The organism is Mesorhizobium sp. B2-4-12 (assembly GCF_006441575.1).
Classification (GTDB): Bacteria; Pseudomonadota; Alphaproteobacteria; order Rhizobiales; family Rhizobiaceae; genus Mesorhizobium.
This window is the reverse complement of the sequence record NZ_VFVC01000017.1, coordinates 76,948-101,791: the sequence shown is the minus strand read 5'-3', so window position 1 is coordinate 101,791 and position 24,844 is coordinate 76,948. Positions and strand designations below refer to the sequence as shown.

The 24,844-nt window shown below is 62.9% G+C and carries 24 protein-coding genes and 1 pseudogene; 4 read left to right on the top strand and 21 right to left on the bottom strand.

Annotated features, from left to right (window positions below; genetic code table 11):
• Window positions 1-125 precede the first annotated feature (125 nt).
• The 20 genes and pseudogenes from FJ934_RS12920 to FJ934_RS12825 form a co-directional block, all read right to left on the bottom strand.
• Window positions 126-2,267: a sodium-translocating pyrophosphatase gene (locus FJ934_RS12920; RefSeq protein ID WP_140610001.1), complete on the bottom strand. Its 2,142-nt coding sequence runs from the start codon at window positions 2,265-2,267 to the stop codon at window positions 126-128.
• Between the two features lie 241 nt (window positions 2,268-2,508).
• The gene (locus FJ934_RS12915) at window positions 2,509-3,258 is read right to left on the bottom strand and encodes an ABC transporter permease (protein WP_140610000.1); all 750 of its coding nucleotides are present in this window, start codon (window positions 3,256-3,258) and stop codon (window positions 2,509-2,511) included.
• Complete coding sequence (locus FJ934_RS12910; protein ID WP_140609999.1) at window positions 3,255-4,193, bottom strand: ABC transporter ATP-binding protein; 939 nt, start codon at window positions 4,191-4,193, stop codon at window positions 3,255-3,257. Before FJ934_RS12910 ends, FJ934_RS12915 begins: the two co-directional genes overlap by 4 nt.
• Complete coding sequence (locus FJ934_RS12905; protein ID WP_140609998.1) at window positions 4,190-5,353, bottom strand: ABC transporter permease; 1,164 nt, start codon at window positions 5,351-5,353, stop codon at window positions 4,190-4,192. The genes FJ934_RS12910 and FJ934_RS12905 overlap by 4 nt, the downstream gene beginning before the upstream one ends.
• A 312-nt stretch (window positions 5,354-5,665) precedes the next feature.
• Window positions 5,666-6,577, bottom strand: coding sequence for an ABC transporter substrate-binding protein (locus FJ934_RS12900; RefSeq protein WP_140609997.1), 912 nt, complete (start codon window positions 6,575-6,577; stop codon window positions 5,666-5,668).
• A gap of 156 nt (window positions 6,578-6,733) precedes the next feature.
• A complete protein-coding gene (locus FJ934_RS12895) occupies window positions 6,734-7,972 on the bottom strand; it encodes an MFS transporter (RefSeq protein ID WP_140609996.1) in 1,239 nt (412 codons plus the stop codon).
• Entirely contained in the window at window positions 7,969-8,469 is a 501-nt protein-coding gene (nusB, locus tag FJ934_RS12890) for a transcription antitermination factor NusB (protein ID WP_140609995.1), read from the bottom strand. Before nusB ends, FJ934_RS12895 begins: the two co-directional genes overlap by 4 nt.
• Window positions 8,466-8,960 carry a 6,7-dimethyl-8-ribityllumazine synthase gene (gene ribH / locus FJ934_RS12885; protein ID WP_140609994.1) on the bottom strand — a complete coding sequence of 165 codons (495 nt, stop codon included), beginning with the start codon at window positions 8,958-8,960 and terminating at the stop codon, window positions 8,466-8,468. Before ribH ends, nusB begins: the two co-directional genes overlap by 4 nt.
• Before the next feature lie 81 nt (window positions 8,961-9,041).
• Window positions 9,042-9,316 (bottom strand): annotated as a pseudogene (locus tag FJ934_RS12880) (type II toxin-antitoxin system RelE/ParE family toxin).
• A complete protein-coding gene (locus FJ934_RS12875) occupies window positions 9,316-9,570 on the bottom strand; it encodes a ribbon-helix-helix domain-containing protein (protein ID WP_140609993.1) in 255 nt (84 codons plus the stop codon). The pseudogene FJ934_RS12880 and the gene FJ934_RS12875 overlap by 1 nt, the downstream one beginning before the upstream one ends.
• A gap of 74 nt (window positions 9,571-9,644) precedes the next feature.
• Complete coding sequence (locus FJ934_RS12870; protein WP_140609992.1) at window positions 9,645-10,262, bottom strand: riboflavin synthase; 618 nt, start codon at window positions 10,260-10,262, stop codon at window positions 9,645-9,647.
• The gene (ribD, locus tag FJ934_RS12865) at window positions 10,262-11,392 is read right to left on the bottom strand and encodes a bifunctional diaminohydroxyphosphoribosylaminopyrimidine deaminase/5-amino-6-(5-phosphoribosylamino)uracil reductase RibD (protein ID WP_140609991.1); all 1,131 of its coding nucleotides are present in this window, start codon (window positions 11,390-11,392) and stop codon (window positions 10,262-10,264) included. Before ribD ends, FJ934_RS12870 begins: the two co-directional genes overlap by 1 nt.
• 2 nt (window positions 11,393-11,394) lie before the next feature.
• A complete protein-coding gene (nrdR, locus tag FJ934_RS12860) occupies window positions 11,395-11,874 on the bottom strand; it encodes a transcriptional regulator NrdR (RefSeq protein ID WP_010915593.1) in 480 nt (159 codons plus the stop codon).
• Between the two features lie 205 nt (window positions 11,875-12,079).
• The gene (locus FJ934_RS12855) at window positions 12,080-12,658 is read right to left on the bottom strand and encodes a hypothetical protein (RefSeq protein ID WP_181165597.1); all 579 of its coding nucleotides are present in this window, start codon (window positions 12,656-12,658) and stop codon (window positions 12,080-12,082) included.
• 79 nt (window positions 12,659-12,737) lie between these two features.
• Complete coding sequence (gene glyA, locus FJ934_RS12850; protein ID WP_140609989.1) at window positions 12,738-14,051, bottom strand: serine hydroxymethyltransferase; 1,314 nt, start codon at window positions 14,049-14,051, stop codon at window positions 12,738-12,740.
• A gap of 204 nt (window positions 14,052-14,255) precedes the next feature.
• Window positions 14,256-15,899, bottom strand: coding sequence for a Na+/H+ antiporter (locus FJ934_RS12845; RefSeq protein WP_140609988.1), 1,644 nt, complete (start codon window positions 15,897-15,899; stop codon window positions 14,256-14,258).
• 191 nt (window positions 15,900-16,090) lie between these two features.
• Window positions 16,091-17,344, bottom strand: coding sequence for a murein L,D-transpeptidase (locus FJ934_RS12840; RefSeq protein WP_140609987.1), 1,254 nt, complete (start codon window positions 17,342-17,344; stop codon window positions 16,091-16,093).
• Between the two features lie 351 nt (window positions 17,345-17,695).
• Entirely contained in the window at window positions 17,696-18,211 is a 516-nt protein-coding gene (locus FJ934_RS12835) for a winged helix DNA-binding protein (RefSeq protein ID WP_013896002.1), read from the bottom strand.
• Window positions 18,212-18,449: 238 nt separating this feature from the next.
• Window positions 18,450-18,872, bottom strand: a complete 423-nt coding sequence (locus tag FJ934_RS12830; protein WP_140609986.1) for a DUF6163 family protein — start codon at window positions 18,870-18,872, stop codon at window positions 18,450-18,452.
• Window positions 18,869-19,912, bottom strand: a complete 1,044-nt coding sequence (locus tag FJ934_RS12825) for an enoyl-CoA hydratase/isomerase family protein (RefSeq protein ID WP_140609985.1) — start codon at window positions 19,910-19,912, stop codon at window positions 18,869-18,871. Before FJ934_RS12825 ends, FJ934_RS12830 begins: the two co-directional genes overlap by 4 nt.
• On the opposite strand from FJ934_RS12825, the gene FJ934_RS12820 reads away from it, so the two are divergent.
• The 4 genes from FJ934_RS12820 (at window position 19,827) to FJ934_RS12805 (ending at window position 23,724) form a co-directional block, all read left to right on the top strand.
• A complete protein-coding gene (locus FJ934_RS12820) occupies window positions 19,827-20,921 on the top strand; it encodes a DUF2066 domain-containing protein (protein WP_246671500.1) in 1,095 nt (364 codons plus the stop codon). The two genes, FJ934_RS12825 and FJ934_RS12820, sit on opposite strands and share 86 nt — an antisense overlap.
• 129 nt (window positions 20,922-21,050) lie before the next feature.
• Window positions 21,051-22,082, top strand: a complete 1,032-nt coding sequence (hemB, locus tag FJ934_RS12815) for a porphobilinogen synthase (protein ID WP_140609983.1) — start codon at window positions 21,051-21,053, stop codon at window positions 22,080-22,082.
• Between the two features lie 270 nt (window positions 22,083-22,352).
• Window positions 22,353-22,895, top strand: a complete 543-nt coding sequence (locus tag FJ934_RS12810) for a glyoxalase superfamily protein (protein WP_140609982.1) — start codon at window positions 22,353-22,355, stop codon at window positions 22,893-22,895.
• A gap of 184 nt (window positions 22,896-23,079) precedes the next feature.
• Complete coding sequence (locus tag FJ934_RS12805; RefSeq protein ID WP_140609981.1) at window positions 23,080-23,724, top strand: dihydrofolate reductase family protein; 645 nt, start codon at window positions 23,080-23,082, stop codon at window positions 23,722-23,724.
• A gap of 82 nt (window positions 23,725-23,806) precedes the next feature.
• Here the strand turns inward: FJ934_RS12805 and ppk2 are convergent, their stop codons facing one another.
• A complete protein-coding gene (ppk2, locus tag FJ934_RS12800) occupies window positions 23,807-24,727 on the bottom strand; it encodes a polyphosphate kinase 2 (protein WP_140609980.1) in 921 nt (306 codons plus the stop codon).
• Between the last annotated feature and the right edge of the window lie 117 nt (window positions 24,728-24,844).

Genomic DNA, 24,844 nt, shown 5'->3' with positions numbered 1-24,844 from the left:
TCAGGGGCGGGTCGCTTCAACATGACCCAGTGAATCAAAAACCCCCGGCAAATGCCAGGGGTTTGTCAGCAGTCTGACCCGCGGGGATCGCTCCCCGCGGGTTTCGCTTTTTCAACAGCTCTTGCTCAGCCGTGCGCGAGCACCGCAAGCAGCAGGAGCGCCACGATGTTGGTGATCTTGATCGCCGGGTTGACCGCAGGACCCGCGGTGTCCTTGTAGGGATCGCCGACCGTGTCGCCGGTCACCGAGGCCTTGTGCGCCTCGGAGCCCTTGAGATGCTTGACGCCGTCCTTGTCGGTGAAACCGTCCTCGAACGATTTCTTCGCGTTGTCCCAGGCGCCGCCGCCCGAAGTCATCGAGATGGCCACGAACAGGCCGTTGACGATAACGCCGAGCAGCGAGGCGCCGAGTGCCGCGAAGGCGGACGCCTTCGAGCCAGAGATCAAAAGCACGCCGAAATAGACGACAAGCGGCGCCAGAACCGGCAGTAGCGAGGGGATGATCATTTCCCGGATCGCCGCCCTGGTCAGGAGATCGACCGCGCGGGCATAGTTCGGCTTGGAGGTGCCGGCCATGATGCCCGGATCTTCGCGGAACTGCTTGCGTACTTCCTCGACGATCGAGCCCGCGGCACGACCGACGGCTGTCATGGCGATGCCGCCGAACAGATAGGGGATCAGGCCACCAAAGATCAGACCGGCGACGACGTAAGGATTGGAGAGGTCGAAGGAGATCTCGCCCATGCCCTGGAAGTAGGGATATTTGTCGCCATTGGCGGCAAAGAACCTAAGATCGTTCGAATAGGCGGCGAACAGCACCAGCGCGCCCAGGCCAGCCGAGCCGATGGCATAGCCCTTGGTCACCGCCTTGGTGGTGTTGCCGACCGCGTCGAGCGCATCGGTGGAATGGCGCACTTCCTTGGGCAGGCCTGCCATTTCGGCGATGCCGCCGGCATTGTCGGTGACCGGGCCGAAGGCGTCGAGCGCCACGATCATGCCGGCAAGGCCGAGCATGGTGGTGACGGCAATCGCCGTGCCGAAGAGACCGCCGAGCTGATAGGTGGCGATGATGCCGCCGACGATGACGATGGCCGGCAGCGCCGTCGATTCCAGCGAAACCGCGAGGCCCTGGATGACGTTGGTGCCGTGGCCGGTCACCGAAGCCTGGGCGATCGAGTTGACCGGGCGCTTGTTGGTGCCGGTATAGTATTCGGTGATCACCACGATCAAACCGGTCACCACGAGGCCGATCAGGCCGCAGATGAACAGGTTCTTGCCGGTGATGGTGATGCCGGCGACCGTGCCGACCTCTCCCCAACCAAGCGTGGCCGACGTGGCGACGCCAAGGCCGACGATGGACAGCAGGCCGGTGACGATCAGGCCCTTGTAGAGCGCGCCCATGATCGAGCCGTTGGAGCCGAGCTTGACGAAGAAGGTGCCGACGATCGAAGTCAGGATGCAGGCGCCGCAGATGGCCAGCGGATAGAGCATCGCCGCACCGAGCACGGCGGTGCCGCCGAAGAAGATGGCAGCGAGAACCATGGTGGCAACAACGGTCACCGCATAGGTCTCGAACAGGTCGGCGGCCATGCCGGCGCAGTCACCGACATTGTCGCCGACATTGTCGGCGATGGTGGCCGGATTGCGCGGATCGTCCTCGGGAATCCCGGCTTCGACCTTGCCGACCAGATCGCCGCCGACATCAGCACCCTTGGTGAAGATGCCGCCGCCGAGACGGGCGAAGATCGAGATCAGCGAGGCGCCGAAGCCAAGCGCGACCAGAGAATCGATGACGACGCGGTCGTTTGGCTGAAGGCCCATGAAATGGGTGAGGATAAGGTAATAGATCGAGACGCCGAGCAGCGCCAGACCGGCAACCAGCATGCCGGTGATGGCACCCGATTTGAAGGCGATGTCGAGACCGGCGGCGAGGCTGTTGGAAGCCGCCTGAGCCGTGCGCACGTTGGCGCGCACCGAAACATGCATGCCTATGAAGCCGGCGGCGCCAGACAGGACGGCGCCGATCAGGAAGCCGATGGCGGCGGTGATCGAAAGCAGCCACCAGGCGAGCAGAAGCACCACAACGCCGACGATGGCGATGGTCGTGTACTGGCGCGCCAGATAGGCCTGCGCGCCTTCGCGAATGGCGGCGGAGATTTCCTGCATGCGTGCATTGCCTTGATCGGACGCGAGGACCGAACGTGTCGCCCATATGGCGTAGAGGACAGAAAGCAGGCCGCAGGCGATGACGGCGTAAAGTATGGTCATTGCCGAATTTTCCTCGATTGCTGGCCCAAAAGAACCCCTCCCTGGGCCGTTGAGACAAGATCGGATTCCGCGCACGGAATCCACCTCTTCGTACCGGTGTATGCGAAACAGGGCTGCGAACGTCAAGATATTGTTCGGTTTTTGCCCGGCTTTCGCCCCAAAAGGCATGGGCCGTGAGGTAAGCCGCCGTCGGCATCGTCCAATTAGATCGATTGAAATCAAGGAGGACAAAAGGCGCGCGCTACTCGGCCTCCCTCCCCATCCGGTGTGCCGCGTAGCGCTCGACCGCCGACAGACCGTCATAGATCAGCACGGCAAGCGCCGCCACGATCAGGCCGCCTTGTAGGATGAAAGCAAGGTTATTGGACAACAGGCCGGCGATGATCACCTCGCCCAGCGTCTTGGCGGCCACCGTCGAGCCGATCGTGGCGGTGGCCAGGCTGATAACCACCGAGAGCCTGATGCCGCCCAGGATGATCGGTGCGCTGAGCGGCAGTTCGACCTTGGTGAGCCTTTGCCAGCCGGTCATCCCGGCGCCGCGCGCCGCCTCGACGACGTTTGCTGGAAGCGTTGTCAGCCCGGTCAGCGCATTTTCGAAGATCGGCAGCAGGCCATAGAGAAACAGGGCGATCAGCGTCGGCTTCTCACCAAAGCCGACCGCCGGCACGGCGAGCGCCAGCACCGCCACCGGCGGAAAAGTCTGGCCGATATTGACCAGGCTGCGCGACAGCGGCAGGAATTCGGCACCAGCCGGCCTGGTGACAAGGATGGCCAAAGCCACCGCGACCATGGTCGCGGCGACGGTAGCGATCAGCACGGTGCGCAGATGCAGCAGCGTCAAAGTCAGCAGGCTGCCCTGATTGTAGATCGCGGGAGCGTTGTTCTCGGTCAGCGGCTTCAGCAGCGGCTCGAACCAGCCTGGGCTGGTGACGAAGGCCACGAGCAACATCACCAGCACAAGCCTGAGCAGCAGAGGCAGCCAGGCTTTCATGCCGGCCTCGCCGCCCGCTTGGCCAGCCCGTCCACGGTGACACGGCCAAGCGGCTTGCCGTCGGCGCCCTTCACCGGCAGCGCCGACCGGCCCGACCACAGGAGTTCGGCCAACGCATCGCGCTGGCTGGCATCGCCGGGGATCGCTTCGCCATCGGCATCGCCGGTCTCCACCGCGTCGCGCACTCGTCCGAGCGACAACAGCCTGAACGGCCTTTCGCTTGCACCAACCAAGGTCTCGACGAAGCTGCTAGCCGGGTTCGCCAGGATCTCGGCGGGCTTGGCGTATTGAACGAGCTTGCCGGCGTTCATGACGGCGATCTTGTCGCCCATGTGAACGGCTTCCTCCATGTCATGGGTGACGAGGATGATGGTGGTGCCGAAGCGCTTCTGGATCGCCAGCAGATCCTCCTGCGCCTTGGTGCGGATGATCGGGTCGAGCGCGCCGAACGGCTCGTCCATCAACAGCACGTTGGGCTCGGCGGCAAGCGCGCGGGCCACGCCGACGCGCTGCTGTTGGCCACCGGACAATTCATGCGGATAGCGCGGCCCGAATTCCCGGGGGTCAAGCTGGTAAAGCGTCATCAGTTCATCAACGCGGGTCTTGATGCGTGCCTTGTCCCAGCCAAGCAGCACCGGCACCGTGGCGATGTTCTGCGCCACGGTGCGATGCGGAAACAGGCCGTGGCCCTGGATGGCGTAGCCGATGCTGCGGCGCAGTTCGTAACCTGGCACCGAGCGATTGTCGGCGCCGTCGAGCTTGATCACGCCGGCGGTTGGTTCCACCAGCCGGTTGATCATGCGAAGCAGCGTCGTCTTGCCGGAGCCTGAGGTGCCGACAATGACGGCAATGGTGCGCGGCTCGATGACCATCGATACGTCGTCGACCACCGTTGTCGTATCATAGCGCTTGGTAATGCCTTCGATCTGGATCATGCCGTTTCAACCCTGCGCTTGGTGGCAGTCATTTCGATCGCCGCGTCGAGGATGATAGCGGCGGCGAAGGCCAAGGCCACCGTCGGCACCGCGCCAAGCAGCACCAGGTCCATCGCCGTCTGGCCGACGCCCTGGAAGACGAACACGCCAAAGCCGCCGCCACCGATAAGCGCGGCGATCGTGGCAAGCCCGATATTCTGTACCAGTACGATGCGGATGCCGGTGAGGATGACCGGAAAGGCCAGCGGAAACTCGACGCCGAACAGGCGCTGGCGATCGGTCATGCCCATGCCGCGCGCCGCGTCGTTGGCGGCACGCGGCACGCCGGCGAGCCCGACCAGCGTGTTGGCCACCACCGGCAGCAGTGAATAGAGGAACAGCGCGACGAAAGCGGGCGCCGTGCCGATGCCGCGAATGCCGAGCACGGCAGCCCCCGGGACGTGCGTGGCCACCCAGCCGAGCGGCGCGATCAGCAGGCCGAACAGCGCGATCGAAGGAATGGTCTGGATGATGTTGAGCACGTTGAGCACGCCGGCGCGCAACCGTTCAACACGATGGCACAGAATCCCGAGCGGCAGGCCGACGACTACCGCGGCAAGCAGAGAGCCGAGCGCCAGCGTGACGTGCTTGGAGCCTTCGGCCCAGAAACTGTCGGCGCGGTTGGCGTATTCCTTGAGGATGGAAAGATCGTTCCAATTTCCCGATGTCAAAAGCAGGCCAATGGCCATGGCAGCCGCGGCCAGGACGCCGACACGAGCCAATGGCGACAAGTTCAGGCGCGTCAGCACGTCCGCCAGCAAAAGCGTGAAGGCGAAGATGAGAATCCAGAAACCGGAGGCCGGCGACACCCTGGCAAAGGTGTTGCCGGCCGGCGTCAGAAATGTGCCGGCGACGCCGATCAGCAGCGCAAGTGCGGCAAGTGCCGCCACGCTGGCGGCAAGGCGCAGCATAAGCGGCGTCCTGAACAATGCGATGAGCGCCGCCACGATCACGATTCCCAAAAGCAATGGCCCGGTCGTTGGCGGCAGCGCCTCTAGGATCGAGCGCGCCTGGCCGGGGACGATGCGGTTGGCGCGGAACGCGGCGAAGGGGGCGACGAAAGCCGCATAGGCGACGATCGCGGCGATGACCACGCCGAGCTTGTCGAAACGCAGGGTCATCGATGTCCCTCAGGACAGGCGATTTTCCGCTTCCTGTGGCCTCCATCGGTGATTGGCGAAATCCGGCGTGAGATCCGATCTCCCCCCTTGCGGGGGAGATGGCCGGCAGGACAGAGGGGGGTGTGAAGGATCGTCGGCGTTCGAGCCCTGGCGTGTCTAGAAGCAAACCTGCCGAGGAAGGTAATTGTGATGCGCCGAAAAGCTGACGGGACAGCACCCCCCTCTGTCCTGCCGGCCATCTCCCCCGCAAAGGGGGAGATTGGCAGCTCCGCCGACCGCACTACTCGCACCTGCGTCGCGACCTTTTGGTCGTTACTTCAAGAACCCGTTCTTCTTCAGGAAGTCCTCGGCGACGCCCTTGACCGGCTCGCCGCCGACCTGCACGCGGCCGTTCAGTTCCTGCAGCGTGACGAGGTCGAGCTTGGCGAAGACCGGCTTCAGCAGCGTCTCGATCTCCGGATGTTCCTTCAGGACGGATTCGCGGATGATCGGCGCCGGCTGGTAGACCGGCTGCACACCCTTGTCGTCGTCAAGCACGACCAGGCCGGAGGGCGCGATGCCGCCGTCGGTGCCGTAAACCATGGCGGCGTTGGCGCCGCTGGTCTGGTTGGCGGCCGCGGCAATGGTCGCCGCTGTATCGCCGCCCGACAGCGTGATCAGTTGCTCCGGTTTCAGCTTGAAGCCATAGGTGGTCTGGAAGGCCGGCAGGGCCGCGGCCGAGTTGACGAACTCGGCCGAAGCCGCCAACACAACCTGGCCGCCGCCGGCAACATATTTGCCGAAGTCGGAAAGCGTGGCGAGCTTGTTGGTGTCGGCCACTTCCTTGCGCAGCGCGATCGCCCAGGTGTTGTTGGCCGGCGCAGGCGACAGCCAGACGATCTTGTTGGCGTCATAGTCAAGTTTCTTGGCCGTCTCATAGGCCTTGGCGGCATCCTTCCATACCGGGTCGTCCGCCTTTTCGAAGAAGAAAGCCGCGTTGCCGGTGTATTCGGGATAGATGTCGATCTCGCCGGCGGTGATCGCTTTGCGCACCACCGGCGTGCCGCCGAGCTGGATGCGGTCCGTGGTCTTGATGTTGTTGGCGTTGAGAACGAGCTGGATGATGTTGCCCAGCACGCCGCCCTCGGTGTCGATCTTGGAGGAGACAACCACCTGTGCACTGGCAGAAGCCGCCGTGACGGCCAGAGCCAATGCCGCGCTGGCCAAAATCTTGACTGAAAACATTTTGAAAACCCCTTGTTATCCACCGAGATTCGGCAGCCGAATATGAGCATGGCTCGAACGGCCCGTCGGGGCATACGGTTTCATAACAACAGGCACAGGCGCAATATTTTTGTTCGGCGCGGCGCGTTCGACCCGAAGCATGCCGACAGCATCCTGTCAGGGCGACAGCGATCTGGACCGGGCGTTGGCCTTGCGTGAATTCGTCAGCTTGAGCGCACCGAGCGCGACGAAGCACAGCACTGTGACCGGAAAGATCATCCAGTTGAGCATCGTCCAACCCCAGGCGTTATAGACCATGCCCGAGAGCAGCGACGCGCAGGCGACCGAGCCGAATAGGACGAAATCGTGGAAACCCTGCACCTTGCTCTTTTCAGAGGGCCGGTAACTGGCCGCGACCATGGCGGTGGCGCCGATGAAACTGAAATTCCAGCCAAGCCCGAGCAGGATCAGCGCCGTCCAGAATTGCCATAGCGCCAAGCCCGACAAGGCGACGATGGCGCAGCCGATGAGCAGGACCAGACCTGCCGCCACGATGCGCTCGGCGCCGAAGCGATGAATCAGCGAGCCGGTAAAAAAGCTCGGCGCGAACATCGCCATGACATGCCAGGAAATGCCGAGCGTCGCATTATCCTCCGACAGGCCGCAGCCGACCATGGCCAGTGGTGCGCCAGTCATGACGAAGCTCATCAGCGCGTAACTGCCGACCTCGCAAGACAACGCGGCGATAAAGCGCGGCTTCGTGATGATTTCGACCAATGGCCTGGCATCGCTGTCGGCAACGTCGACCTTGGCGGCGGTCTTTGCCGGCAATCTCAGCAGCGACAGGATCGCGGCGCCGACGGCCGCCAGCACAAGGATGGATGCAAACGAACCGGCAAACATCACCGGCGCGAACAATTCCCGGGTGAAGATGACAATCTGCGGCCCAAGGATGGCGGTGACGATGCCGCCGGCCAGTACGAAGGAGATGGCGCGCGCCTTGAACTCCGGCGGCGCGTTATCGGCGGCGGCGAAGCGGAACTGCTGCACGAAGGCACCACCGATGCCGATCACGAGCAGCGCGAACGCGAAAATCCAGAAACTGCCGTGGAAAAGCGCCAGTGTCGCTATCAGGCCACCAAGCGCGGTGACGACGGTCCCGGTCATGAAGCCGCCGCGCTGGCCCATCCGGCGGATAATAGCCGCGGCGGGCAAAGCGCCGAGCGCCACGCCAAGGTTGAAGCCGGTGATTGGCGCTGTCGCCAGTGATTTGTCGGCGCCGAGCAGATATTGCCCGGCCAGCGCCCCCATGGAGATGGCGATGGGTGCCGCCGATCCGATAACCGCCTGCGAGGCGGCGAGGATCAACGCGGTGCGTCGCCCTTCCCTGCCCGTCTCGACAGCGATGGCCGTCACGATGCGTCCTTGCCACGTCCCTCGCCGCGCACCCGGCGCGATACGCGGTCGAGCACGGCATTGACCAGCTTCGGTTCGTCTTCCTCGTAGAAGGCCTTGGCGATGTCGACATATTCGGTGACGACGACGGCGACGGGCACATCCTCGCGCTTCATCAACTCATAGACGCCGGCACGCAGCATGGCGCGAAGCGTCGAATCGAGCCTGGACAACGGCCAGTCATCCGTCAGCGCCTGGCGGATGATCGGATCGATGGTCTTCTGATTCTCGACGACCCCCGTAAGGATGGCGCGAAACCATTGCGCGTCGGCCTCGCGATAGAGCGCGCCGTCGACTTCCTTGCCGAGGCGAAACGCCTCATATTCGGCAGTGATCTCGAAGACACCACTACCGGCCACGTCCATCTGGTAGAGAGCCTGCACGGCGGCGAGCCGAGCAGCGCCGCGCTTGTTGGCCTGGCGTGCCGCGGGCTGGCCGGGTGAAGCAGGTTCGCTCACGATCGCGCTCCCAGTTGTTCCTTGAGGGCAATCATCGTCAATGCCGCACGCGCGGCGAAACCACCCTTGTCGCCTTCCGAGCGCTTTGCCCGGGTCCACGCCTGCGCGTCATTCTCGGTGGTCAGGATACCGTTGCCGACACAGACGGAGTCCTGCACGGACAGGTCCATGAGCGCGCGGCTGGATTCATTGGCGACGATGTCGAAATGATAGGTATCGCCGCGGATGATGGTGCCGAGCGCAACGAAGCCGTCATAGTGCGTGCCGCCCTCGGCGGCACCGTCCAGCGCGAAGGTGATCACCGCGGGAATCTCCAGCGAGCCGGGAACGGTGACAACGTCATAGGTTGCGTCCGCTTCATCGAGCGCGCTTGTCGCGCCTTCCAGCAGCGCGTCGGCAAGATCGTCGTGAAAGCGCGCTTCGACGATGAGCAGATGCGCCTTCGCCTTCGGACGAATGAAGGCTCTGCCGTGTTGGGATGTGCCAGCCATAGATATCTCCGGGGGGTTGCCGGTGACTTAGGCCGAAGCCGGGTTGATCGCAAGCAGAAGATTGCTCGATGGACGCCTGCTCTATCGATCCTCCCGCGTATGCCATAGGCGCAACACGAAGATTGTCGTGCTCTGTATTTCGTAACGAATTTCGTAGCTGCCTACCAAAATGCGGCGCACCTCGCGTGGTTCGAACTCTTCCAGTCTCTCACCTATGCGTGGATACTCAACCAGCCGTGCCGGCGCGGCGGCAAGCGACTGTACGGCTCGTGCGGCAGCCGGACCATTTGCCGGCGCTAGAAGTCATGGAGCCGGACCAGATCGGACAAAGCCTTACTGGTCCATTTCAACTCCATCAGCGTGGCACCGGCAGCGGCTTTTCGGTGCCAAGACTCTCAGCCCATGCCTGCACGGCCTGGTGATCGATGACCCGTCCTGCGTCCACATCGGCCAGTGCTTCAAGCGTGAGCCGTTGGCGCTCCTCCTCCACCCACGCAGAAAGAGCTTGTTTGACAATCCAGCCGCGCGGGCGCTCAAGGCGAGCAGCCAGTTGGTCTACTTTTTCCGCCAGCGGCAGCGGAACGTGAGCGGTGATTACTTTTGTGTCCATCTAACCTCACAATCAGATTTAATCGTAGCGATTAAATCCGATTAAGTCGAAGTAGAGGGTCAGGCCGGCGACGTTCATAGCCCCTCTTTGGCCGCTTCCGCCAGCCGCGCCGCGTAGCGGGCCATGGTGTCGATTTCAAGATTGACGTGGTCGCCGATTTTGCGCTCGCCCCAGGTGGTGACGGTCAGCGAATGGTGGATCAACAGCACGTCGAAGCGGGTGCCATCGACCTTGTTGACGGTGAGCGAGGTGCCGTCGAGCGCGATGGAGCCTTTCGGCGCGATGAACTTGGCCAAATGGCCCGGCGCTTCCAGCGTGAAGCGCACCGCATCACCTTCGTCCTTGCGCTCGACGATCTCGGCGGTGCCGTCGACATGGCCTGAGACAATATGACCGCCGAGTTCGTCACCGATCTTCAGCGCCCGCTCCAGATTGATCCGCGTGCCGGGTCTCCAGCCCGAGGCCGTGGTCAGCCGCAAGGCTTCTTCCCAGGCCTCGACCTCGAACCAGCGTGCGTTCGAGCCGCTCTCGGGCAGAGCCGTGACTGTCAGGCAGACGCCACCGCAGGAGATCGAGGCGCCAATTCCGATGGTCGCGGGATCATAGGCGGTATCGATGCGCAAGCCGACGCCTTCGCTAAGCGGTTTCACGGCGGCAACCGCGCCCACGTCAGTGACAATTCCGGTAAACATCAGAAATCCCTTATCCACTCGGCATAGCTGTCTTCGCCGAACCGCATCTCGCGCAACTTGCGAAACCCAGCCGGGATATGGTCAGCATCGATGGGCGATGCAATGCCGTCATCGCCGATCGCTTCCGGCCCCTGGAACAGCACGACGCGGTCGACCAGCCCATCGGCCAGGAAAGCGCTGGCTACCTTGGCGCCCCCCTCGACCAGCACGGTAGCCATGCCGAGCGCCGCCAGATCCTCGAGCAGTTCCGGCAATGCTACGCCGCCCTCGTGCGTCTCGGTGCCGATGAAGCGCACGCCGGCCCGTTCGAGCGCCGCCCGGCGCCGCGGATCGGCCTCCAGGCAAGCGGCGACATAGAGCGGCACGCGATCCACGCCCGAGACCAGTTTCGAGCTCTCCGGGAGCCTGATCTGACGATCGAGGACGATACGAGCCGGCGAGCGATTCTCCAGCCCCGGCAAACGCACGGTCAGCGCCGGATCATCCTCCAGCGCCGTGCCGATGCCGACCAGGATGGCGTCGGCCTCGGCCCGCATCATGTAGACTTCGCGGCGCGCAATATCGCCTGTTATCGCGACCTGACCGGCGCCTTCCCTGCCGATCTTGCCATCGCTGGAAAGCGCAAGCTTAAGAGTCACTTCCGGACGCTTGTTGAGCGAGCGAATGAGATAGCCTGCCATCTGCTCGGCGGCTTCCGCCGCCAGTACCTTTTCGACCACCTCGACACCGGCGGCGCGCAGAATGGCGTAGCCCTTGCCGGAAACGCGCGGATCGGGATCGCTGGCCGCGCCAACGACCCGCGCGATGCCGGCATTGACCAGCGCATTGGCGCAAGGCGGCGTGCGGCCGTGATGGGCGCAGGGTTCCAGTGTCACATAGGCGGTGGCACCGCGCGCCAATTCGCCGGCCTCGGCCAGCGCCTCGGTCTCGGCATGCGGGCGGCCGCCGATCGCGGTGACACCGGTGCCGATGATCATCGGCACCGCGCCATCGTCGCGCACGACCAGCGTGCCCACGGAAGGATTGGTCGAGGTTCTGCCCGCATTCCGGCGCGAAAGCCGCAGAGCGGCGGCTATGAAACGGCGATCAAGGGCCGCCTGTTCGGCCTCGCTGCGTTGCGGTGCTGCCATGGTCAGCCGGCGTCCTCTTCGCTCTTGTCTTCGTCACCCTTCAGTTCACCCAGCAGTTCATGGAAGTCCTTGGCCTCGCGAAAATTGCGGTAGACCGAAGCGAAGCGGACATAGGCGACGTCGTCGAGCGACTTCAGCGCTTCCATGACCAGCCGGCCGACCTCGCCGGAAGCCACTTCCGTCTCGCCCGAGCTTTCGAGCTGGCGCACGATGCCGGTCACCGCACGGTCGATGCGTTCAGGATCGACATTGCGCTTGCGCACCGCGATCTCGACCGAGCGTAACAGCTTGTCGCGGTCGAACGGCACTTTCCGGCCTGATTTCTTGACCACGACCAGATCGCGCAATTGCACGCGTTCGAAGGTGGTGAAACGGCCACCGCAGTCGGGGCAGACACGCCGCCGGCGGATCGCCGCGCCATCCTCGGCGGGGCGCGAATCCTTCACCTGCGTATCTTCGGACTGGCAATAGGGACAGCGCATAAAAAGCCTTGGGTTCGCGAATCTGATGAGGCGAAAGGCTTAGAGCCTTTCCGGTCTGGATTGAAGCAGTTCCGTTTCTTCGACGGCCCGCCGCATCAGAGATAACGAGGCGCAAGCAAGATTGCCAGCGCGGCAACCAGCCCGCCGACCACACCCTTCCAGACAAGGCCCATTCGCGGCCCCCACTCCCACCCGGCCGTCCGCATCACGGCGCGACGTCCTTGGTTGGAAAGCCGCAGGATGTTCCGAGGTTGCGGTAGGCCTTGGTGAAGCCATCCATCGGGATGCTGGCGACTGCCTCCTTGCCGAAAGCCACATCGAGCGAGGTGGCCTGGCGCATGGCACGCAGCAGCGCGAGACTGGTCTTGGCCTGATTGTCGACCGTCCAGCTCGGGCGGCCGTTGACGGCATCGCTGGAAGAGACCGTAGCCGAAACCTTGACGCCGGGGTCGCCGAAAGTCGCCGCGATCTTATCGCCGGTCGGCAGGTTGCGATTGTCGATGGTCAGCATTACGGCCGGATAAGCGTCTGGTGGCAGGGCATCGCCGGTCGAAATCGACAATGTCAGCGTGCCCGAATTGCCACTCGCATCGAAGAACGCCGTCGAAGCCGCGCAGGTCTTGCGAGCGTCCTGGCCGGTGTCGAGCGCATCGACGAGGGTTGTCCATCGGCCGAAGGTGCTGGTGGCAGGCATGTCCGGGGCGGGCTGGGTCTGCGCCAAAGCGGCGCCGCAAACGGCCAGCCAGCCGACAACGCCGAGCAAGCCAGAACGAAAATCGCGCATCATCAATTCTCCGGTTCCATGCATCACCCGATCGAGGGTGATGCACCACGGCGGATAAAAGATGACGCTACGCGTCCGGTCAACCGAGATAAGGATAGAGCGGGAAGCGATCGGTCAGCGCCACCACCTTGGCCTTGACCGCCGCCTCGACCGCGGCATTGCCCTCGTCGGAATTGGCGACCTTGAGGCCATCGAGCACTTCTGCAATCAGCTTACCGACCTCCCGGAACTCGGCCTGGCCGAAGCCGCGCGTGGTGCCGGCGGGTGTGCCCAGCCGCACGCCCGAGGTGACGAAGGGCTTTTCCGGATCGAACGGGATGCCGTTCTTGTTGCAGGTGATGTTGGCGCGGCCAAGGGCTGCCTCGGCCCGCTTGCCGGTGGCGTTCTTGGGACGCAGGTCGACCAGCATCAGATGGTTGTCGGTGCCGCCGGAAACGATGTCGAGACCCGTTTCCTTGAGGCTGGAGGCCAGCGCCTTGGCGTTGGCGGCCACGCTCTCGGCATAGACCTTGAAGCTCGGCTTCAGCGCCTCGCCGAAGGCCACTGCCTTGGCGGCGATGACATGCATCAGCGGACCGCCCTGCAGGCCGGGGAACACCGCCGAATTCATCTTCTTGGCAATGTCTTCGTCGTTGCACAGGATCATGCCGCCACGTGGGCCGCGCAGCGACTTGTGCGTGGTGGTGGTCACCACATGCGCGTGCGGCAGTGGCGAGGGATGCACGCCACCGGCGACGAGCCCCGCAATGTGCGCCATGTCGACCATCAGATAGGCGCCGACCGCATCCGCGATCTCGCGGAAACGCTTCCAGTCCCAGATGCGCGAATAGGCGGTGCCGCCGGCCAGGATCAGCTTCGGCTTGGTCTCGTGCGCGGTCTTTTCGATCGCGTCCATGTCGAGCAGATGGTCGTCCTTGCGCACGCCGTAGGATACGACCTTGAACCACTTGCCGCTCATGTTGACCGGCGAACCGTGGGTGAGATGGCCGCCGGAATTGAGATCGAGGCCCATAAAAGTGTCGCCAGGCTGCAGCAGCGCCAGGAACACCGCCTGGTTCATCTGGCTGCCCGAGTTCGGCTGGACATTGGCGAAGTTGCAGCCGAACAGCTTTTTCGCCCGCTCGATGGCCAATTCCTCGGCGATGTCGACGAACTGGCAGCCGCCATAATAGCGCTTGCCCGGATAACCCTCGGCATATTTGTTGGTCATGATCGACCCCTGCGCCTCGAGCACGGCGCGCGAGACGATGTTTTCCGAGGCGATCAGTTCGATCTCGTGGCGCTGGCGACCGAGTTCGTTGCGGATGGCGCCGAAAATCTCCGGATCGGCATCTTCCAGCGTGGTTTCGAAGAAGGATTCGAATTTGTTCGACGCTGCCGCTGCTGTTGCCATGGCCTGAATTCCCCAGGGTTCGAGGTCAGTTTTTGTTCTGAGTATGTCGTTGTCCCAAAACCGCTGCACACTTTTGGGCGACATGCATAGAGTTCGCCGCGCCATTAACACAGTTGTTTTCAGCCCGCCACGTTTGCAGCGCGAAATTTGCTGGCCGGTTTGCGCCAGAGGCTGCGAATCCACGGCACCTGGGCGTCGCCAGTCCTACTTCCGCATCTGCCTGCCGTTCAAAAGAGCTTCCGTAAGCGTGGTCTCGGTGAACAGCGCTTGCGCTGTGTGGTCGTTGATCTCGCCGCGGCGAAGCATGGCGCGCAAGGCGTCACGCTCGGCGGCGATGCCGGCGAGCCTCAGGTCGACCTCCAGCCTGCCTGCCTCCCGCACTTCGGCGCGCGCTTCGTCGGCCTCGTCGGACGCAGCGATACGTCGCCGGTAGGCAGCGACAATGCCGTTGGCGGCGGCGAGCCTAGCGCCAGGCACATCGCCCTCCCCTTCATCCGTCTGCGCGATGCTTTCAAGATGGGCGATTGCCGCCTTCGCCGCGCCGACACGCGCCATGCGCTCCTCGGCCGCCCCGGAATCTTCGCCTGGCCCGATCAGCCCGCGCGCGATCACCGGCAAGGCAAGGCTGGCGATCGCCAGGGAGCAGATGATAACGCCGGCGGCGAGAAAGATGACCAGGTCCCGTGCGGGGAACGGCGAACCATCCTGCAGGGCCAACGGCAGCGACAATATGCCGGCCAATGTGATGGCCCCGCGCACGCCGGCCACCGATCCCGCGAGCCGCACCCGCAGGCCGAACGGCTCGGCCTTGCGCTTGCCGAGCCGTGCGGCGAGCGCCGCCGCGATATCGCCGATCCAGATCCAGACGAAACGGAGCGCGATCAGGCACAGGGTCAGCGCCACCACGGTCAGCACCGGCTGGATGGCGGGATAGTGGCCGGTGAGTTCCGGCGGCACCTTGCGGATGATTTCGGGAAGCTGCAGGCCGAGCACAATGAACAGCGCGCCGTTGAAGACGAAGGAAAACGTCGTCCACAGCGAGATCGTCTGCATGCGCGCCGAGACACCGAGAAAGCGGAATATGCCGGTGCTCCCGATCAGGAGGCCAGCGGTCACGGCGGCCAGGACGCCCGAGGCCTCGAAGTGCTCGGCGCCGAGATAGGCGACGAAGGGGAGCAGGATGGTGATCAGCACCTGCGCCTCGGCCGGCACGCCGCCGATGCGATCGAGCAGTTGCAGCGCCTTGGCGGCGATGAACAATGCCGCCACCCCGGCCAGGATACCGACCACCACCGCATAGAGAAAACTCAGTGAGGCAGCGGCCAGGGAAAAACTGCCGGTAAGCGCTGCTGCGACGGCAAAGCGGAACATGACCAGACCCGACGCGTCGTTGAGCAGCGACTCGCCTTCCAGAATGTGCATCAGCCGCGCCGGAACGACGTTCCTGTCGACGATCGAGGAGACAGCCACCGCGTCCGTCGGCGACAGCACCGCGGCAAGAGCGAATGCAACGACCAGCGGGATGCTGGGCACCAGCCAGTGCAAGGCATAGCCGAAGCCGACGATGGTGAAGAAGACGAGGCCTATGGCAAGGGCAAGGATCGGCCAGCGCAATGCCACCAGCTCGCGCTTGGGCGCACCAAAGGCATCGCTGAACAGCAGCGGCGGAATGAACACCAGCAGGAACAGTTCCGGATCGATCTCGATATGGATGCCGCGCACCGGCCAGGCAAGCGCGGCGCCTATCGCGATCTGCAGCACCGGCAGCGGCACGCGCACCAGGCGCACCAATGCGCCGGAAACGGCGACGAAGACGAGCACCAGGAGGACAAAGATAGCGGCTTGCATGGCGCGATTCCGGCTGTTTCACGAACCATGCGCAATCGTCGGTCTCGCGTCCAGACAAGGCGCCGCGCGGCAATGACCGTCAACCGCATCAAGGCGGCAGTGCGGCTGGTCGACTAGAGATTGATTTGAACACGTCCTCGGCAAAACGAAAGGCCGCCTCGAAGGCGGCCTTTCGTAAAATTATTAATCACTTAGAGCGAAGAGGTGATCTGCAGCTCGCTGGCACCGTCAAGCGCGTAAATATCATCGCGGAACTGCACGACGCCGGGTCCCGTCGACCATGCCGAGAGATAGAGGAAGTGCACCGGCACCGGATTGGTGACCTGGATCGGCGTGTTCTGGCCGGTCTTGATCGCCGCCTCGAAATGCTGGCGGTCCCAGCCGGGCGTGTCGCGCAGGATCCAGGTGACGAGGTCGCGCACGTTCTGGACGCGCACGCAGCCCGAGGAATCGAAGCGCATCATCTTGCCGAACAGGCTCTGCTGCGGCGTGTCATGCATATAGACGCCATCCGGGCTGGGGAAATTGATCTTCACCGAAGCCATGGCGTTTTCCGAGCCCGGATCCTGGCGGAACCGGTACTTGGCCGCATCATCCGTCGACCAGTCCACATTCATCGGATCGACTTCGCTGCCATCCGGCGCGAACAGGCGGATATGGCTGTTCTTCAGATAATTGGGATCCTTCCGCATCAGCGGAATGATGTCCTTGCGCACGATCGACACCGGCGCGTTCCAGTACGGATTGACGATGATCTCGTTGATCTTGGAATTGACGATCGGCGTCTGGCGATCGATCTTGCCGACGATTGCCGTGTGGCGAAGCACGACACGGTCATTCTCGACCGCCTCGACCTGAGCCGCCGGAATGTCGACCAGCACGTAACGATTGCCGAGTGTGCCGGCCTTCTCCTTCAGCCTTTGCAGATTGGTCTGCAACTGGCCAAGCCGGATCTGCGCCGAAACGTTCATCGCGGCATAGGTGTACTTGCCCATCGAGCCATCGGCGGGAAGGCCGTGGCGCAGCTGGAAGCGCTTCACCGCCGAGTCGACATAGGAATCGAAAGCCGTCGAGATGCCGGCATTCTGCGACAGGTCGCCCGCAATCATCAGGCGCTTGCGCAGCGGCACCACATCCGGGTCGTCGACGCCGAGCTGCAGCTTCTTGGTGTCCGGCACCGGCTGCCATCCACCCTGGCCAACGATGTTCTGATACTGCGCGACGGCCTGCTCGGTGAAGGCGACCGTCTGCGGGCTGAAAATCGGCAACGTCGAGGCCACCTTGCCGCCTTCGCTGGCGCGGGCATCGAACTGGTCGTCCCAATTGCCGCGCGCCGAGGATTTCAAGATATCCCCGATCACATCCTGCGCATTCGCACGCCCGGCCACCATGGCGGCAGCGAGCAACGATGCTCCGGAAAGGAAAAAACGGCGGCTGGTTATCATGGACGTTCCAGACATTTTTGTAGCGGTTCGATCACTTTGCTGCGTTGATCATCGGGCGATCTCGCCCGCACTCTAAAATTGGCAATCTTAACAATTAGCCAACCATGGTCCGTATCACGTTGGCGATAAACGCACGAGCGCGACACGGTTGCGGGTGGACGCAAGGCCTTCACCACTGCATCACTGCGATCCTCGGTTCCACTGGAATATGGCGGCAACGTGGCCTTGCGCCCAAATCGGACCGGCCTTCGCTCTGAAAAGAAAGGGACCGGTGCTTTTCGGCACCGGCCCTGACTGGAGGTCGCTGTTTCGGCCGCGCTTCTTTGGCGCGGGCCAGATCTGTGTGGCGCCTTACATCCGGTAGGCGATGGTGTCGTTCCAGAAGCGGTCGAGCCGCTGCAGGGCGCGGTTCATCTGCTTGAACTCGTCGGTATTGATGCCGCCGACCTGTTCGATCGAGCCGACATGGCGCTCATAGAGGCCGGCGACCACATCCGCCACCTCGTTGCCCTTCGGCGTCAAAGAAACGCGGACCGAACGGCGGTCGATGCGCGAGCGCTGGTGGTTGATGAAGCCGAGATCGACCAGCTTCTTCAGATTGTAGGACACGTTCGAGCCGAGATAGTAGCCACGCGAGCGCAACTCGCCGGCGGTCAGCTCGGAATTGCCGATGTTGAAGAGCAGCAGCGCCTGGATGGCATTAATGTCGGAACGGCCGTTGCGGTCAAATTCGTCCTTGATCACGTCAAGCAGACGGCGGTGCAGCCGCTCGACCAGCTGCAGCGATTCCATGTACAGGGAACGGATAGCCTCGCGGCGATCGTCGGATACGTTGGCGGTCTTCGCCGCCGGACGCGAATTGATCATTGTCTTTGCCTCTCGTTTGTCGCCCTGGTGATTTTTTGTTTTTCACCTTGATCGCGACACTATCGAATACTCATAAAATTCGACTTAAACGCTAGGGCTAACAAGAGCTTACCGGTAAGAGGTTTCGAAAGAGGCTTAACGAACGGTCACCCGAGCAAGGATGATTAACCTAAAGATTTAGGCAATGATCGCGGGGCTGGATTCAGGCGGCCGCCAAGTCATCAATGGCCGCAAAGGCTTAGTGCCGTACGGGGCGTTTCTGCAGGTAGATGACGACGCGAAAGACGATGTAGAGCAGCGCCACCGCCGCATGCGAGACGACGATCAGCAGCCGATGGCCGAAAAGCTCGGGAAAACCGGCATACATGACGGTCTCGGTGACCGCGCAGATGAACCAGATCACCGGGCCCCAGGAGGCCAGCATCCACAGCCCCGCGGCGGCGAAGGGAAAAAACACGGCGAGCATCACCGTCGCCACCTGCCAGTGCACCGGCATGAGATCGAAGCGCCACAGCGAGCCTGGATAGAAGCCGATCAGCTTGATCCAGTACAGTATGCCGAAGAGCAGGCAGTAGCCCGCGATGACGCGCTGGAACCAGGCGAAGATCACCTCGACCGTCGAGGGCTGAAGCACGACGCGTCTCGACGTCACTTCGCTCATGTCAGGAGTTCCCGTTCACCGAGCGGGGCGAAATAGGCATCGATATCGGCCTCACGGACCGCGTCAAGACTTGGCGGCCGCCATTGCGGTTTCGATCCCTTGTCGATGATGGCGGCGCGGATGCCTTCGTAGAAATCGTGGCCGGCAAGCATGCGGTTGAGGATACGGAACTCCATCTTCATGCAGTCGTCCATCGACAATGTCAGCCCGGCGCTGATTTGCCGCCAGGCGACGCGAAGGCTGGTCGGCGAGCGCGTGCGGATCGTCGCCAGCGTCTTTGCCGCGAATTCGTCGGTGCTTGCCGCGCGGTCCAGGCTGTCGATGACATCCTGCAGCGACGGCTGGGCGAAATGGCGCGATATCGCTCCCAGGATCGGCCTTTCGGTCTCCCGCTTCGCCGGAACAAGGAAACCGCGCAGCACCGATTCCGGATCGCCAGTCAGCGCCAGCCGGTCGAGGAAGCTTACCTGGTCCTCGGCCTTGATGGTGTGGGTGGCCAGACCCGACCACAGCGCATCGCCATAGCGGATGCGGTTGCCGGTCAGCGCCAGATACATGCCGAAGGAGCCGCCAAGATCGGGCAGCAAATGGCTGGCGCCGACATCGGGGAAAAAACCTATGCCGACCTCCGGCATGGCGAACTGGGCATTCTCCGTCATCACCCGGTGCGAACCGTGAAAGGAAATGCCGACGCCGCCCCCCATGACGATGCCGTCGATGAGCGCCACATAAGGTTTGCGGAAGCTGTTGATGCGGGCGTTCAGCCGATACTCATCGGCGAAGAACTCGACCGGCGGCTTTCCAGCCCGGCCGGCTTCGTAGATGTGGAGGATATCGCCTCCGGCCGAAAACGCCCTGCCCTCTGCCTTGATGACGACGACGTCCACGCCGTCATCGCGCTCCCAGGCATGCAGCGCCTTGCCCAGTGCCTTGACCATGCGATGGGTGACGGCATTGAGCGCCTGCGGCCGTGTCAGCGTCACGACACCGGCTCTGCCCAACCGTTCGAAGCGAATTTCGTCGCCTCCACCAAAATCCATTGCCAGAGAATCCCTTCCCCGCGCCTGCGGGACTGAAGTGCTAAAGGCGGCGCATGGGTGCGTCAATGGCAGCAGCCTCTTCGCCGCGGTCTTGGCGGCTGGCGGCAGCCGATGCTACGAAGATCGCCGCCATTCAAAGCGACGCGCCGATATCAAGCGCGCAGACGGGATCGGGGGACAGTTGGGCATGTCCGGATTTCTTCGTACCGCGCTTTTCACGATCGGACTTGTGATCGCAGGCCTTGTACCGCGCGCCGCATACGCCGTCACGGCCGACGAACTCTACCAGTCGAAGACCATCGTCACCGGCCAGGGCGAAGCGAACCGCCAGATAGGCTTCAGAGACTGCCTGGATCGGGTTCTAGTCAGGGTTTCAGGCGATCAGCGGCTGCTGAAAAAACCAGAAATGGCGGATCTGCGCAACAAGGCTGGCAGCTTCGTCGATTCCTTCCGCTACCGCGACCGGCTGCAAGGCATTCCGATCCATGACGAGCAAGGCACGCATGACCGGCCACACGATCTCACCTGTCTCTACAAGCCTGATATCCTCGACAAGGTGCTGGCGTCGCTTGGCAGCAAACCCTGGCTTGGTGAGCGGCCGACACTCACCGTCTTTCTCGCCACCGAACAGGGCGCTCGGCATTTCGTGCTGAGCGCCGGGGAAAAGCGTGGCGAGACGATGCGCGAATCCTTCGCCGATGCCGCCGGTCCGATGCTGATGCATGTCGTGTTTCCGAAGGCTGCGCAGCTTGCCGGCCTGGACGAAACAGCGCTGGGCTCCGCCGATATGGCAAGGCTGGACCGACTGGCCAAACAGACCGGCGGCACCCAAGCGCTCGCCGGCAGCATGGTATGGAGCGACAAAGAGCTCGGCTGGATCGCCGATTGGCGACTGGCCGATCACGGCAAGACCTATCGTTGGCAGGTACGTGGCGTCAGCTTCGACGAGGCGTTTCGTGTGGCCATCAGCGGTGCGGCGCAGATTCTGTCCGGAAACGGGCAGCCTTGAGGGATCCGCGCCCTTATCTGAGCGCCGGCACTTTCTCCGCGAACGGAGAAACGAAAAGCTGGCACAAACGTGTCGCATTGGTCAGGGCCAAGCGCTCGTGGTAAAAGCCGGCTATCCGGAGTTTTGGCAATGAACAAATTCACCCCGACAAAGCCAGCCGGCGCGCGCAGCGTCGACGACGTCACCGGCAGCCGCCGCCTGCGCCGCATGCGCAAGGCCGACTGGTCGCGCCGGCTCGTGCAGGAGAACCGGCTTTCGGTCGACGACCTGATCTGGCCGATCTTCGTCGTCGAGGGCAGTAATGTGCGCGAGCCGATCGCCGCCATGCCAGGCGTCTTCCGCCTGTCGGTCGATCTCGCCGTCAAGGAGGCCGAACGCGCGGCCAAGCTCGGCATACCGGCACTCGCCACTTTCCCCAATGTCGAGCTGGGCCTGCGCGACCAGACCGGCTCGCATATCCTCGACCCGGAAAACATCATCAACCGCGCCACCCGCGCCATAAAGAGCGCAGTGCCCGAGATCGGCATCATCACCGACGCCGCGCTCGATCCGTTCACCAGCCACGGCCATGATGGCATCCTGCGCGACGGCATCATCGTCAACGACGAAACGGTGGAACAGGTCGCGGCGGCGGCCGTCATCCAGGCGGCGGCGGGCGCCGATATCATCGCGCCATCCGACATGATGGATGGCCGCATCGGTGCCATCCGCGACGCGCTAGACGCCAACGGCTTTCAGGACGTGGCGATCATGTCCTACGCGACCAAGTTCGCGTCGGCCTTCTATGGCCCTTATCGCGAGGCGGTCGGCACCGCCGGCCTGCTCAAGGGCGACAAGAAGACCTACTATATCGACCACGCCAATTCGGACGAGGCGGTACGCGAGGCCGAGCAGGACCTCGCCGAGGGCGCCGACATGCTGATGGTCAAGCCCGGCCTGCCCTATCTCGACATCATCCGCCGGCTGAAGGACGAATTCCAGATGCCGACCTTCGCCTACCAGGTCTCGGGCGAATATTCGATGATCAAGGCAGCGGGCGCCAATGGCTGGATCGATGGCGAGAAGGCGATGCTGGAATCGCTGCTTGCCTTCAAGCGTGCAGGCTGCGACGGCGTCCTGACCTATTTCGCGCCCGAAGTGGCCGTGATGCTGAAGGGGTAACTTCGCCCCCCTCAGCCACCGCACCGCGACCCTTCCAGGTCTTGCATGACACGCTTCGGAGCCGGCTGTCATCTCGGCGAATTCCCGCTGACAAGGTGGGCTGGTTGCGGCTATGATGCCGCATGGCCGGAGGCGGCCGGCAGCCCGCACCTCGCCAAGAGGCATGGCGAACGCCTCCAGAGGATGCTTCCTGACCCGTTTCACCGTCGGGCGAAGGCGTCGGCAATGCGGGCACTGACGAAGACTTCGCCGTGCCCCGAGGAAACGGACATGCTTGCCTATCGCGATGCCAAGACCATGGCGAAAGCCATGCGGGACGCGCTTGCCGACCACGACCTGACGATCAGCCACAGCGAGGCCCTGGAAATCGTCGCGCGCCAGTTCGGACTGGCGAACTGGAATATCCTGTCGGCAAAGATCGAAGCGCCGCTCGCGAGGCAGGAGACGATCATCTTCGAACGGACGGCGCCAATCGTGCGCATCTTCGACGTCGCGAAGGCGCACGAATTCTACCTCGGCTTCCTCGGTTTCACCGTGGACTGGGAACACCGCTACGGCGACCATTTCCCGCTGTACACGCAGGTCTCGCGTGGCAATCTTGTCCTGCACCTGTCCGAACACGCCGGCGACGCGACGCCAGGCGGCAACATGGTTGTCTACATGAAGGGCATCCGCGACTTCCATGAGGAGCTTGCGGGCAAGGACTACCGCTATATGAAACCCGGCTTGGAAGACGAGGACGGGCGGCTGACGGTGGAGGTCATCGACCCGTTCAGCAACCACATCCGCTTCATGGAGCTCGTCAGCGAATGAGTTGGTGTGGCAACCGTCCCGGCGGCGGCTTGCCATCATCAATCGTCACGAGACAAGTCCGGACATCGCTTGACCGCGGGTCCGGACACGCATTATTCGCATCTCGAAGATACCGCTTGCAATTTGCAATCGGTTTGCTACAAAAAACTGCTTGCATAACACAACTGACTATCGAGGAGATTTCATGTCCAAGCTGCGTGTCAATGCATTCTCCCTATCGCTCGACGGCTTTGGGGCAGGTCCCAGCCAGGACTTGGAGAATCCGCTCGGTGTCGGCGGAAAATCGCTGCACAAATGGGCGTTCACCACCCGGACCTTCCGCAAGATGTTCGGCGAGGAAGGCGGCGCCACCGGCGTCGACGAGGATTTCGCCGCGCGCAGCTTCGAAAATGTTGGGGCCTGGATCCTGGGCCGCAACATGTTCGGACCCATCCGCGGCCCCTGGAAGGACGAGAGCTGGAAGGGCTGGTGGGGCGACAACCCGCCCTATCACGTGCCGGTCTTCGTGCTGACCCACCATGCGCGTGAGCCCGTCGTCATGGAAGGCGGCACGACCTTTTACTTCGTCACCGAGGGTATCCATTCGGCGCTTGAGCAAGCGAAGGCTGCGGCTGATGGAAAGGATGTGCGGGTCGGTGGCGGCGTCGCGACAATCAGGCAATATCTGGAGCAGAAACTTATCGACGAGATGCATCTGGCGATCTCGCCCGTGCTGATCGGCGCAGGCGAAAACCTTCTGGCCGGCCTCGACATTCCGAAACTCGGCTATCAATGCAGCGAACAGGTCGCTTCGCCGCACGCCATGCATGTGGTCATCAAACGGGCATAGCCGCAACTCCGGTCATTGGCGAAACCCGCAGGTGCAAGTCTCTTTCTCTCCGTCACTATACGGGGAGAGACGGAAATGCGCCTCAATATTTCTCCGGCACGTAAAGTTCTCGCGGCAGAACCTGGCGCTCGTATTCCGGGTTGAACACGCGCTCGGGCAGTGTGATCTCCTCGTGCGGCACATCTTCATACGGCATCTGCTTCAAAAGATGATCGATGCAGTTGAGCCGCGCGCGCTTCTTGTCGTTGCCCTCGACGATGAACCAGGGCGCTTCGGGAATGTTGGTGCGGGCGAAGGTTTCTTCCTTGGCCTTGGTGTATTGCTCCCACCGCACACGCGACTGCAGATCCATGGGCGACAGCTTCCACTGCTTCATCGGATCGTGGATGCGCATCAGGAAGCGCATCTGCTGTTCCTCATCGGTGATCGAGAACCAGTATTTGACCACGGTGATGCCCGAGCGCACCAGCATGCGCTCGAACTCCGGCACGTCATGGAAGAACTCCTCGACCTGCTCGTGCGAAGCAAAGCCCATCACCCGTTCGACGCCGGAACGATTGTACCAGGAGCGATCGAACAGCACGATCTCGCCGCCCGCCGGCAGGTGCGGGACATAACGCTGGAAATACCATTGCGACTTCTCGCGCTCGGTCGGCGCCGGAAGTGCCACAACGCGGCAGATACGCGGATTGAGCCGCTGGGTGATGCGCTTGATGACGCCGCCCTTGCCGGCGGAGTCACGGCCCTCGAAAATCACCACCAGCTTCTTCTTGTGATAGGCGACCCAGGACTGGAGTTTGATCAATTCGGATTGCAGGGTGATCAGGTCGCGAAAATACTGCATGCGATCGATCGAAGGCGGATGCGAGTTCTTGTAGATCTTGGCGATCTCCATCGACAGCGCCGGCTCCGACATTTCGAGTTCATAATCTTCGTCGAGCGTGTCGGCGAGCTCGGCTTCGAGCCAGTCCTTGGCGGGAGAATTCTGTTTTAGCTCGGTCATGTCAGCTGCTCCGCTTGCAAACCCTGTCGGTTCCGGACGGTGTTCCCATTGCTGGCCAGCGGCCTTGATGGAAACACCTGAGCCGACTTCAATATAGGCCGGCAGTGACGGTTTTAT